Source organism: Massilia aurea (assembly GCF_014200505.1).
Taxonomy (GTDB): domain Bacteria; phylum Pseudomonadota; class Gammaproteobacteria; order Burkholderiales; family Burkholderiaceae_D; genus Telluria; species Telluria aurea_B.
On sequence record NZ_JACHBX010000004.1, the window covers coordinates 563,029 to 574,244 of the forward strand.

The 11,216-nt window shown below is 62.5% G+C and carries 10 protein-coding genes; 4 read left to right on the top strand and 6 right to left on the bottom strand.

Translation table 11 applies throughout. The annotated features are described in order from the left end of the window. Positions 1 to 41 precede the first annotated feature (41 nt). The 5 genes from HD842_RS19570 to HD842_RS19590 are packed head-to-tail and all read right to left on the bottom strand — an operon-like array spanning position 42 to position 5,609. On the bottom strand, positions 42 to 821 hold the full coding sequence (locus HD842_RS19570) for a glycosyltransferase family 2 protein (RefSeq protein WP_183556412.1): 780 nt from the start codon (positions 819 to 821) through the stop codon (positions 42 to 44). Continuing rightward, positions 805 to 2,277 carry a hypothetical protein gene (locus tag HD842_RS19575; RefSeq protein WP_183556413.1) on the bottom strand — a complete coding sequence of 491 codons (1,473 nt, stop codon included), beginning with the start codon at positions 2,275 to 2,277 and terminating at the stop codon, positions 805 to 807. Before HD842_RS19575 ends, HD842_RS19570 begins: the two co-directional genes overlap by 17 nt. Position 2,278: 1 nt before the next feature. Beyond that, complete coding sequence (locus HD842_RS19580) at positions 2,279 to 3,151, bottom strand: lysylphosphatidylglycerol synthase domain-containing protein (RefSeq protein ID WP_183556414.1); 873 nt, start codon at positions 3,149 to 3,151, stop codon at positions 2,279 to 2,281. Then, positions 3,148 to 3,963, bottom strand: coding sequence for a glycosyltransferase family 2 protein (locus tag HD842_RS19585; protein WP_183556415.1), 816 nt, complete (start codon positions 3,961 to 3,963; stop codon positions 3,148 to 3,150). Before HD842_RS19585 ends, HD842_RS19580 begins: the two co-directional genes overlap by 4 nt. Next, the gene (locus HD842_RS19590; RefSeq protein ID WP_183556416.1) at positions 3,960 to 5,609 is read right to left on the bottom strand and encodes a hypothetical protein; all 1,650 of its coding nucleotides are present in this window, start codon (positions 5,607 to 5,609) and stop codon (positions 3,960 to 3,962) included. The genes HD842_RS19585 and HD842_RS19590 overlap by 4 nt, the downstream gene beginning before the upstream one ends. Before the next feature lie 238 nt (positions 5,610 to 5,847). On the opposite strand from HD842_RS19590, the gene HD842_RS19595 reads away from it, so the two are divergent. Both HD842_RS19595 and HD842_RS19600 read left to right on the top strand, forming a co-directional pair. Beyond that, complete coding sequence (locus HD842_RS19595; protein WP_183556417.1) at positions 5,848 to 6,960, top strand: acyltransferase family protein; 1,113 nt, start codon at positions 5,848 to 5,850, stop codon at positions 6,958 to 6,960. A 104-nt stretch (positions 6,961 to 7,064) separates the two neighbouring features. Further along, positions 7,065 to 7,655, top strand: a complete 591-nt coding sequence (locus tag HD842_RS19600) for a DUF4214 domain-containing protein (RefSeq protein ID WP_183556418.1) — start codon at positions 7,065 to 7,067, stop codon at positions 7,653 to 7,655. A 1-nt stretch (position 7,656) separates the two neighbouring features. On the opposite strand, the gene HD842_RS19605 is transcribed toward HD842_RS19600, so the two are convergent. Continuing rightward, the gene (locus HD842_RS19605; RefSeq protein ID WP_183556419.1) at positions 7,657 to 8,547 is read right to left on the bottom strand and encodes a sulfurtransferase; all 891 of its coding nucleotides are present in this window, start codon (positions 8,545 to 8,547) and stop codon (positions 7,657 to 7,659) included. A 230-nt stretch (positions 8,548 to 8,777) separates the two neighbouring features. Here HD842_RS19605 and HD842_RS19610 point away from each other — a divergent pair, with 230 nt between their 5' ends. Beyond that, on the top strand, positions 8,778 to 9,464 hold the full coding sequence (locus HD842_RS19610) for a PEP-CTERM sorting domain-containing protein (RefSeq protein WP_183556420.1): 687 nt from the start codon (positions 8,778 to 8,780) through the stop codon (positions 9,462 to 9,464). 167 nt (positions 9,465 to 9,631) lie between these two features. Then, positions 9,632 to 11,170 carry a class I SAM-dependent methyltransferase gene (locus HD842_RS19615; protein ID WP_183556421.1) on the top strand — a complete coding sequence of 513 codons (1,539 nt, stop codon included), beginning with the start codon at positions 9,632 to 9,634 and terminating at the stop codon, positions 11,168 to 11,170. Positions 11,171 to 11,216: the final 46 nt, after the last annotated feature.

Sequence of the window (11,216 nt, forward strand, 5' to 3'; positions counted from 1 at the left end):
TCAGGCATCGGTGGCGCCTGAGCGCCACCGCTTACAGTCTTTCAATGGCTGTCAGAAGCGGCTGGCGGCGCGGACGCCGCGCTGAATGCCGTCACTTCCGCTGGCGTGCCGAGCGCGTGGACGTCAGCGGGATTCAGGTCGGCAATCGAGACCCGTGCACCGTCGGCCAGCAGTTGCCGATACAGCGGCGCGACATAGCGTTCGCCACGCACCAGGTTGGCCGGGTCGGCGAAGAATGCATCGTAGGCGCGTACAAAATCGCCGGCGCGCGCAAACCAGTACAGCCCGACCGACGCATAGTCGGAAATGCGCTGCTTCTCGGCCACGTCGGTCGCCCAGCCATCCCCGTTGATCTTGACGAAGCTCCAGTGGTCGCCCGCGACCTGGAAGCACGGTATCCACCCGTCCGATCCGGCGCGGATATGCTGTGGCGTCCAGGCGAATGGCTGCACGAAGGTATCGATGTTGTAGATCAGTAGCGGGCTGTCGTCGCCGAGCCACAACGAACGCGACGCCAGGGCGCTCGTCGCCTGTCCATCGGTCAGCGCGTCGAGTTCAATGATGCGCAGGTCGTCGATGCCCAGTGCGGCGCACTGTTCGCGGATGTAGGGGGCCGATGCATTCTCGGCCAGGCTGACGAATACCACCCGGGTGCGCGGCCCGATGAAATTTTTCAGCGACAGCATCGACCAATAAAACAGGCTGTGCCCGTGCACGACGATCTCGTATTTGGGCACGGTATAACCCACCTCGCGAAAGCGCGAGCCGCGACCTGCCATGGTGATCACGATCGTGGTACCTGAGTCAGCTTGCTTTGTCATGTTCAACCTCGTCGAGAATCTGTCTGGCGCGCAGCATGAAGGCCATGACCTTGTTGGGATGATCGCTGTGCAGCGGCAGCATCGACAGGAACAGGGACGCCTCGCCGAGGCGCACCACTCTGGGGTCGATACCGAGCTTGCGCAGCTGGCGCAGGAACTGCTGCTTGAGCGCGGGATGGTTGGTGTGTTCCAGGTGCAGCAGCAGATCGTTGCTGTCCGTAAAACCTACACGGTACAGCCCGCTGTTGATGAAATCGTAGTCACCCAGCACGCTGTGCGACACCTTGCATATGTCATACAGCGGGTGCGTCCACAAATCGGCCTCGGTCGTTGCGCCCTTCGGGTCGATCAGCTTCAGCAGATAACGCTGCTGGTCATAGAGTATGTTCGAGAAACACGGATCGCCGTGTCCCACCGCCATGTAATCGCTCTCGAAACCGCGCGCAAGACGTTCGTACAGGCCACGAAAACGCGCAAGCTGGCGCTCAAGGTCGAGCGCCGGCGATGCGCTGGCCGCCAGCATGTTGATGCGCTTGCCTTCGGCCGAATCCAGGAATTGTGCGCAACGCGCAGTGAGCTTGTCCACGAACAGCGTGCGCGCGGCGGCCGCCGATGCAGCCTTCGTGCACGGCCGGCGCGGGCGTTCGTTCAAGACAAACAGCAGTCGCTCGATGAATGCCTCGAAGCTTTCCGCGTCGAAGGCGCCGTGGACCCACTGCAAGGCTGCGTCTGCAAGGTAATAGCGCAGCATGCGATACGATGCGCCATTGCGGTCTTCGCGGAAATCGAACGGCTGCACCAGCCACGACTGCATCGACTCCGGCACCAGCTGATAGAACGTGTACTCGGCACGCATCTTGTCGCGGTCGGCGGAGCTCTTGGTGAAATAATGGGCATCGGCCGACAGCGCATTGAAATGGCGTGCCGGTGTCGCGCCATGCATGAACGTCAAAAAGTCGCGGATGTTCGCCAGGTCGAGGGGCTGCAACGATTGCAGGCGCTGGCTGCTCTGCCACGCTTGCCCCCACTGGTGCAGCGGCGCAGCACAAAACGCCTCCCACTGTTCCACCAGGCGATGCGGGTTGCGCATGAATACGAGCAGCGGCTTGTACAGGCGATCGGTGAAGTCTTCCTCGGCGTACGGAATACGTTCGCACAGCTGGCGCAGCCGTTCGGGATCACTGAACCCGGCGCGCCCGGCGATCACGCACAGCACGGTGTCATGGCCGCTGCTTTCCAGGCTTGCGCGCAGTGCTGGCAGGTCGTCTGCATTGCGCAGATGGAACAGGCGCGTCGCGCACCAGGCAGGGAGCGCTGCCTTGAACCGGTCGCTCAGCGCCTGGCGTTTGAGGATGATGCTGCCGTAGCGCCGGTGGCCTACCAGGCTGCGTACCTCATCGCTGGTGCTCTCCCGATCGTCCAGGACGAGAACAATATTCTGGGATGAATGACGCATGTCAGGGTCTTTCGATACGCAGGCGCAGTGCCAGTAACAGGGCCGCCAGGAACGCCAGCGTCAGGGCGGCCAGGGCGAACGTTTGAATCATGCCGAAGGCGCCGGCACCGGCCGCGCCACCCGGCAGGCTCGCCAGCAGTCCCGACGCGAACATCGCGCCGGCATCGGGCGCATTGTCGGCGAAACGGTGGGCGAACAGCGCAAAAGCGGCAATCTCCAGGGCCCAGGTCAGGATCGACAGCAGCAGCAGGCCGCTCATCCTGCCTTCCACCGAGCGCTGGATGTTCAGTTCGAGATGGCGCACGGCGTGGCTTGCCCTGAGCAGGCGCAGGCCGCGTGTGCTATGACTGGCCAGCACGAGGTGCCGGTTCAGGTAGACGAAGGTGGTGGCCACTGCGAACAGGCCGAGCAGGCCGAACACGCTGGTGAGGACGAACAGCAAAAATACCCAGCGCATCGATTCCGGCAGGCGCACATCGAGCAGATACAGCGCCAGGATGCAGGCGGCGAGCACGAGAACGTCGCCGAAACGCTCGGCCAGCCAGACAGCGAGCGCCTTGCCCCATTGCCCGAACACGTGACGGAACGCGGCCAGCCGTAATATTTCGCCGATCTTGAACGGGATCAGCGCGCTGGGAAACGCGGTCAGCGCATGCGCGCAGACCAGCGCCAGCGCCTTGTCGCGCTGATCGAGTGTCAGCAGGCCCAGCCGCAGCATGCGTACGCCATGCGATCCCACGTACAAGGCGATTGCGCCGGCCAGTAACAGGTCCGGTTCAGGCCAGCCGGCGCCAGTGGTGCGCAGCTGCAGCACCAGCCAGCCCAGCGCCAGCGAAGCGAGCAGGCACAGGTAGACGCGCAGGGATGCGCTCATTCGGCGCCGTGCCGGTGCACGATTGTTCCAGGGTACGCCGCCCGCACCCGTTCGCGTACATCCCTGGCCAGAAAGCGCGTACGGTCGATCATGAACGACGCCAGCAGCCCGAGGACCCTGAAGGACTGCGACACCATCCGCACGTTCGAACGTTGGTCTTCCTCACGCCAGCTGATCGGGAAATACCGGATTCGGTGGCGGCGAGCGTAGCTGCTCAACAACATCATGTAGTTGAACGTGAGGTCGTCCGGGAAGGTCAGGTAGTAGAACTGCTCGAACGCCTTCAGGCGGTACATGTTCAATCCCGAGCCGAGGTCGCGCACCCGGCCGCGCACGGCCAGCGAAAACAGCAGATTGAACACGCGGTTGCCCCAGGAGCGCGTCAGCGAGTAGCCGACCAGCCGGCTGCCCGGCATGAAACGGGCGCCAAGCAGGCAGTCATGGTCGCGATGGGCGCCGCTGTCGAGCAGGGGCAGCAGGTCGCGGATATCGGCCTGGTCGTCGCCGTGCAGGACGACGAGGTGGGTGTAGCCGTGTTCGATCGCGTAGCGGAAAGCGGCCTTGTGCGAGCCGCCCAGGCCATAGTTGTCATCGTTGCGCCATGCGATGAACTGGCAACCGGTGATGCGCGAGCGCGCCTGTGCGATCGCCGCTTCAAGCGTGTCGTCGGGTGAGCGGTTGTCGACCACCATGACGGTATCGATGCGGTGCTGGACCTGTGCGTCGAACTGGTCGATGACGCGCGTGATCTGGGCCGCGCAGCGGTAGGCCGGAATAAAAACAAGAATTCGTTCGGTGCCGGGAGAGCTCATGGAGTATTTTTTCTTTGTTGCATGAACGTGGTGATCGCTGCCTGCACTACCGTGTGCAATTCTGCATCGTTATATAGCCACAGTTGGGTGACGCCATCCGGGCAGGTCCGGATACGGGCCGGCCGGGGCAGCAGGCGCCCGATCGTCTCCGGGGTGTAATCGAACTGATCGCCACCGCCCGGACGCCGCAATATTGCAAAATTATAATGGTATCCAGGATAGCGGTCCGGGTTTGACAGGGGGCCGAGCGTCGACACCCAGAACAAGGGGCTCACATCGCGCAATGTGGCGATAATCGGGTTACGGTCAGGCAGTTGATAGCTCACTGCACGCGCATTCCAGTAATCGGCAATGCCGGCTTGCAGCGGGAAACCTTCTGCGCCGGCTGCGGCCACGCACTGCGCGACGGCAGTGGACGGTGCGCCAGGCTGTGGCGCCTGGTACGCAAGCCAGGCCGCGTTGCCGGCAACGAGGGCAGCGCCCGCTACCCACACCCGGTGCGCCCACCAGAGGCGGCACGCGCGTCGGTTGGCATGAACGAGAGCCAGCAGTACCGCAAGCACGAGAGGAAATGCCAGATAGCGATAACCCGCATTGTCGACGATCGCGCCGGAAAACACGGCGCCGGCAATGGTGAGCGGCAGGGAAACGCAGAGCAGGGCGCCAACGGCCTGGATGTCGCTGTCGACGGCATCGGTCCGGATCGGCGCGGGAGCGGTGGCGGCATGGTCGTGGTGGATTTTCCGGCTCAGCCGCAGGTACAGCAGATACAGCAGATACAGCAGGCAGCCGGACAGCAGCAGCGCAAGGAGCAGCGTCGCGACATTGTCGTGGTCAAAGGCGGCGACCGTCGCCCTGGTCAGGAAGGTCAGTGAGGCCGATATCGACTCGACCGACAACGGCGGCCTGGCCTCAACCGGAATGTGATGGATCAGCAGATGCTCGAGGAGCATGGCCAATACCTGGCCGCCCGCGAGGACGGCGATCAGGCGCGCCAGTGTCGCAGTGCGCTGCTGGCGCAGGGCGCTTCGTTCAGTGCGGCGCGTCAGCAACAGCGCCATTGCTGCCACGGCCAGGCAGGGCAGGGTGAAGGTGAGAACGAAGAGCCTGGATGACACGCCCGCCGCGCCGACCACGACCAGCAATGCGAGCGCATGCGGCCACGACGACTGACGCGCGAGGCGCAGTGCCAGCATCGTTCCCAGCAGGCCGAACAGGACTGCGCCAAAATGGTTGTTGGTCGTCTGGAAGTAGAGCCACATGCCCGACTGCGCCGACACCAGTGTGGCGAAGGCGACGGCCAGCACGACCTGCGCATCGTTGCGGCGCAATCCGTGCCGGGTCAGTCGCCGTACCAATGCGATGGACAACAGTGCCAGTGCGACCGCCTGCATGGCAGAGACGAACAGAATGCGGGAAGGCACATCCGGAAAAACAAAAAATCCCACGGCATATAACGCGAGGTCAGGAAAAAATCCCGGCGCCGCACTGAATTTCCAGTTGCTCCACGCGCCGCCATGGACGATTAAATCATTCAGCAGGTCGTCATAGAAAAGGATATCGCTTTGCAGCACGATGCGCAGATGCAGCAGTGAAATGGCTACAGCTAGCAGAATCCATGCAAGCCATGTTTCAAGTCGGGACATGATCGGTAGAGGTTATCGCACGCGACTGAAAGCGCCATGCCGGTTAGTGTCGGGATTGTTCACGCATTCAGGCGCGCCAATGGCCTGTGAGAATGCTGCGTTACAGTGGCCGGCATGGTTGGATAGCAAAGAGACACAGGGCAATATTATAAGTCCAGCCCGGTAAGGTGACCATAAAATACCAAACTATCCCAGGAGCGCTACCGCTACAATATTGTCTTTGATAAAGAGGCATGGCATGCAGTCGCTGAATATCCAGTACAACCCACGCATTGACCAGCTGCGCTGGTTGGCAGCCACCCTCGTTTTTCTGTTCCACTTTCATCTCGAATACCGCGGCCTGGGCGGCACCGGCCTGAGCAGCTCATGGGGCGCCCTGATCATTGAAGGTCATACCGGCGTCGGCCTGTTCTTCACATTGTCGGGCTTCCTGTTCATGCTGATCGCGCTGCACCAGCGTCAGATTGTGTATGCGGACTTCCTGCGCAACCGCATCCTGCGCATCCTGCCGCTGTATCTCGTGATCTTCCTGGTCGCTACCTCGATCGGTCGTGACAAGTTTCAGCCGGCCGATCTGCTCTACCTGTTCGCGACCAACCTGGGCCTGGCGCCGACCTCCGGCACGGCGATCACCGGGGCCGCCTGGACGATTTCGCTCGAGTTCCTGTTCTATCTGGTGTTTCCGTTTCTTGCGCGCTTCGCGATGGACAGCGGCATGCGCTATCTGGCCGGGTGGCTGGTTTTGCTGCTGTTCTTCAAGGCAGCCGCTTTCACCGTCAATACCAATAGCACGCTCATGTATTTCAGCACGTTTGTCGGCCGCTTCGACCAGTTCATTATCGGCATGATCGCCGCCATGGCGTATGCGCGTTACACGACGCAATTGCGTCGCTTTGCGCCGTTGCTCATGCTGGCCAGCGTGGCGCTGGTGATGTGGGATACGGCGCTGATGCACCGCGTGGCCAGTTTCGGCAGCAATCCACATTCGGCGTTCTGGATTATCTGGTCTCTTATTGAAAGCGCGGGCTGGGCGTTGGTGATCCTGGCCTGGACCTCGCTTGCGCTGCGTCTGCCGGCGCTTGTCGAGCGCGTGCTGGCCCACGGCGGCAAGATCAGCTTCTCGTTCTATCTGCTCCATATGGCGCTATTGCATACGCTGGCAACACAGGTCGGCACGGTGCGCCCGTTCGGTATCGGCTGGCTGGATGTGGTATTCATGCTCACCGTGACGTATGGTGCCACCTGGGCCCTGGCCACGCTCAGCTATCACATCATCGAAGAGCCGTTCCTGCGCATGCGCCGCAGTTACGGGGCAGCGCGTCACGAGGCAAAGGCAACGCTCAAGGCGTAGCGCCAGCCCGCCCCGGCGGGCTGTTGTGTGCGCTGACAATCATGATGACTCCCGGGCCTGGCTAGAGTAGTATCATTTTATTATTAGCCTGGGAGAGCCTCAATATGGCCGTCAATGCAGTCGGAGTCCAACAACTATATGTTGCCTACTTTGGCCGTCCGGCCGATACCGCCGGGCTCGAGTATTGGGTGAATACGCTCGGCAGCGGTGCGGCCACGCTGGCCGATATCTCGCGATCGTTTGCCGCGGCAGAAGAATACCGCGACAACTACAGCCATATGAACAGCCGCACCGTGGTCACCAAAATCTACGATCACCTGTTCGGGCGCGAAGCAGAAGCCGCCGGCGTCGATTACTGGGCCAGCCTGATGGACCGTGGCGTCATCACAATCGACGATGCGGTCAAGCAAATCTCGGAAGCGGCGGTTGGCACCGACGCGCTCATCTTCAATGGCAAGGCGGCTGCCGCCACGGCCTTCACGCTGCGCCTCGATACGCCAGGCGAAGTGGCAGCCTATGGCAACGATGCGGGGGGCAAGCTGGCGATGGAATTTCTCGCCACCGTCAAGGATGCCACGAGCGCGCTCGATGCAGTGGACCCGATCGTGGTCGATGCGTGGATTGCACGCATCGTGGCCGCCGACGGCACTGCCATCGAGGATGTGGGCCTGGTCGGCGTCGCGCCGCTGGTGTGAATCAGGCCGCGGCCTCGCCGGCTGCTGCCGGGCTGGTGTCGCTGCTGCTGCTGCTGCCGATGCAGTGCGGGCACGACACGCCATACACATAGCTCGGCGCGAGTTGCTGACGCGGCGTCACGATCGCGCGGCAGGCGAAGCACTGCACGGTTTCAGTCGGCTCGAGCTTCGGATTGAGTGCGGTGCGGTAGTCGAACACGAAGCAGTCGCCCGTGTAGTGCGCGCCGCCGACGTCCTCGAAGTACTTCAGGATGCCACCCTCGAGCTGGTACACGCGCTCGTAGCCGATTTCCTTCATGTGGATCGCCGCTTTTTCGCAGCGGATGCCACCGGTGCAGAAGGTCACGACCGTCTTGCCGGCCAGTTCATCCCGATGCTGCGCCGCGACCTCGGGAAACTCGGTGAACTTGTCGATGCGGTAGTCGAGCGTGTTCTCGAAGGTGCCGACGTCGACTTCGAAGGCATTGCGCGTTTCCATCATCACGACCTCGACGCCATCGTCATCGTGGCCCTGGTCGAGCCAGCGCTTGAGCGTGACGGGATCGACCGCCGGCGCGCGGCCCAGTTCGGGCTTGATCAGCGGCATGCGCATCGTGATGATTTCTTTCTTGATCTTGACCAGCATGCGCTTGTGCGACTGTTCGGTCGACAGGCTTTCTTTCCACGTCAGGTCGGCCAGGCGGGCGTCGCTGCGCACCCAGTCCAGGTACGTGTCGATGTGCTCGCGTGTACCCGACAGGAACATATTGATGCCTTCCGGCGTGAGCAGCACCGTGCCCTTCAGGGCAAGCTCATTGCACAGCGCCTGGTACTGCGGACGCAAGGTTTCCAGATCGTCGAGCGTGACAAATTTGTAGGCGGCGATGTTGACGTACTGTTGTGCGGAGGACATGGCGATAAAGAAGAAAAGCGGTGAACGGACAGGCCGATATTATAAGTCAGCCAGCCGCGCCAACCATCAGGGAAGCGCCGTATGCTTGTCGAATAGATTTACACCATTGCAGCAGAGCATTGACTCTGATCAAATAAGTCATTGATTTTTATGGTAAGCACTTGGCTGGCATCAAGTTTGCTTATAGGAGGGTCGTGCTGTACAAACTTTGATCTACTAGGAAAACAACAATGATCCGTAATATCGCTCTGCTGGCCCTTTCGCTGACTGCTGGTGCTGCTTCGGCCGCTACCATTCCTGCTACGCTGACCTTCAAATCGGACAGCAACACCGCCTACACCAATGTGTTGCCGGCAGCGCAGAGCGGCAGCGTGCTGATCGACTTCAACTTCACCTACACGGGCGCCACGGTCGACAACAACGATTTCCTGGCTCTGTGGTTCGGCAATTCGAACAACATGGCCCAAGCCTACAAAGGTCCGAACGTCGGCTTCAAGGCAAACTGCGGCACGGGTGGCAGCTGCACCAACGACCTGTTCGCACGCCTGGGTGGCGAGAGCGGTCCTTTCATGAACAACAGCAATCTGGTTGCAGGCACCACCTACAACATCTTCGCGAACCTGTACAAGGCCGCTGGCTCGACGACCTACAACCGCTTCGACATGTGGCTCAATGCCACGGCTGCTGAAAAGGCATCGCTGACCGGCGCCGACCTGAAGGCAACCGGTAACTCGAACCTGACGTCGTTCAACACGATCGGCGTTCGTACCCTGGGTCTGGACAAAGGCCTGAGCGTGAACGTGAATAACCTGCGCGTCAGCGGATTCGCTGCTGAAGTGCCTGAGCCAAGCAGCGTTGCCCTGATGGGTCTGGCGCTGGCTGGCCTGGCATTCACCCGTCGCAACAAGCGCGGCTGATTGCCCGGCAGCGCGCCATCGGCGCGCTGCTGAAGCTTGTCAGAACGCCGTTCCTGCGCAGGCAGGAACGGCGTTTCGCGTTAACGGCGTTTGCAACGCCAACCATATGCGTCCCGGATAGGCCGTGCTAGAGTGCCTCGCATTGCTTCATCATCGACAGGAACGCCATGCACGACTGGTCCGAAGGCTACATGACCGAGTTAGCCTATACCTACGGCTACTATCCCGAACTCAACCCATTGCGTGCACGGCTGGCCCTGCTCGAGGCCGGCATCGTTCCGCCGGCCGTCCAGACCGCTTGCGAGCTGGGCTTTGGCCAGGGCATGAGCATCAATATCCATGCGGTCGCGGCCGGCGCGGCCTGGCATGGCACCGATTTCAATCCGGCCCAGGTCGGTTTTGCGCGCGAGCTGGCGCAGGATTTGCCGCTGGCAGCCAATCTGTCCGACGAAGCCTTCGAGGCCTATTGCCAGCGCGCCGATCTGCCGCAGTTCGATTTCATCGCGCTGCACGGCATCTGGAGCTGGGTGTCGGATGCCAACCGCCGCGTGATCGCCAGCTTCATCGAGCGCAAGCTCAAGGTAGGCGGTGTCGTCTATGTCAGCTACAACACCCAGCCCGGCTGGGCCGCGACCGGACCGCTGACCGAGTTGATGGCCGGCTTCGACGCGGCCCTCAATCCGCCCGGCATCGGTCCGGCGGCGCGCATCGACGCGGCGCTCGACTTTGTCGACGGGCTGGTCGCGAGCGGGGCGCTGTACGGCAAGGTCAATCCCCAGGTGGCCGAGCACCTCAAGCGCCTGCGCAGCCAGGACCGGCGCTATCTGGCGCACGAATATTTCAACCGCGACTGGCAGCCGATGCCGTTCGCACAGATGCGCACCTGGATGGAAGGGGCGCGGCTGAGCTATGCCACGTCGGCCCAGTTCATCGACCACGTGCCGATGCTGAACCTGACCGAGCAGCAACAGGATCTGCTGGCCGCGATCCCGGATGCCGGTTTTCGCGAAACGACGCGTGACTTCATCGTCAACCGCCTGTTCCGGCGCGATTACTGGGTGCGCGGCCCGCGCCGGCTGGCGCCGGCCGACCGCACCGAGCGCCTGCGCGCCATGCGGGTGGTGCTGGCCACGCCGGCCGCCAGGGTCAAGCTCAAGGTCAGTGGTGCGCTGGGCGAAGCAAACCTGCACGAAGACGTCTACCGCCCGATCCTCGATGCGCTGGCCGACCACCAGCCGCACAGCCTGGGCGAACTCGAAATCACGCTGGCCCCGCATGGCGCCACGCTGGCCCGGATCGTCGAGGCGGTGATGCTCCTGACGGGCGCCGGCAACCTGCACCCGGCCCAGGCCGACGAGGCAATCGCCGCTGCCAGGGCCGGTGCGCTCCAGCTCAATGCCCGCCTGTGCGCCATGGCGCGCTACGCCGAAGATGTCGGTTGCCTGGCCTCGCCGGTGACGGGCGGCGGCTTCCCGGTGCGCCGTATTGACCAGCTGTTTCTGCTGGCACGCAGCCTTGGCGCGGCCAGCATCGGGGCGCTGGCCGATTTCGCGGCTGCTGCGCTGCAGGCGCAGGGCCAGCGCATCATGAAGGATGGCCAGCCGGTGCTGGACGACGCCCGCCAGACCGAGATGCTGCGCAGCCAGGCGCAGGCGTTCGAAACCACGCGCCTGCCGGTTTTGCAGGCATTGGGCGTGGCTTCCTAGGGCGGCTCCAGCTTTCAGATCGTCGACGCCCCATGCCTGCGCTGGC

Coding starts and splice junctions, on each gene's coding strand:
- HD842_RS19600 (WP_183556418.1), top strand. CDS start 7,065: ATGGCCGTCAATGCAGTCGGAGTCCAACAACTATATGTTGCCTACTTT.
- HD842_RS19615 (WP_183556421.1), top strand. CDS start 9,632: ATGCACGACTGGTCCGAAGGCTACATGACCGAGTTAGCCTATACCTAC.
- HD842_RS19595 (WP_183556417.1), top strand. CDS start 5,848: ATGCAGTCGCTGAATATCCAGTACAACCCACGCATTGACCAGCTGCGC.
- HD842_RS19605 (WP_183556419.1), bottom strand. CDS start 8,547: ATGTCCTCCGCACAACAGTACGTCAACATCGCCGCCTACAAATTTGTC.
- HD842_RS19590 (WP_183556416.1), bottom strand. CDS start 5,609: ATGTCCCGACTTGAAACATGGCTTGCATGGATTCTGCTAGCTGTAGCC.
- HD842_RS19575 (WP_183556413.1), bottom strand. CDS start 2,277: ATGCGTCATTCATCCCAGAATATTGTTCTCGTCCTGGACGATCGGGAG.
- HD842_RS19585 (WP_183556415.1), bottom strand. CDS start 3,963: ATGAGCTCTCCCGGCACCGAACGAATTCTTGTTTTTATTCCGGCCTAC.
- HD842_RS19570 (WP_183556412.1), bottom strand. CDS start 821: ATGACAAAGCAAGCTGACTCAGGTACCACGATCGTGATCACCATGGCA.
- HD842_RS19580 (WP_183556414.1), bottom strand. CDS start 3,151: ATGAGCGCATCCCTGCGCGTCTACCTGTGCCTGCTCGCTTCGCTGGCG.
- HD842_RS19610 (WP_183556420.1), top strand. CDS start 8,778: ATGATCCGTAATATCGCTCTGCTGGCCCTTTCGCTGACTGCTGGTGCT.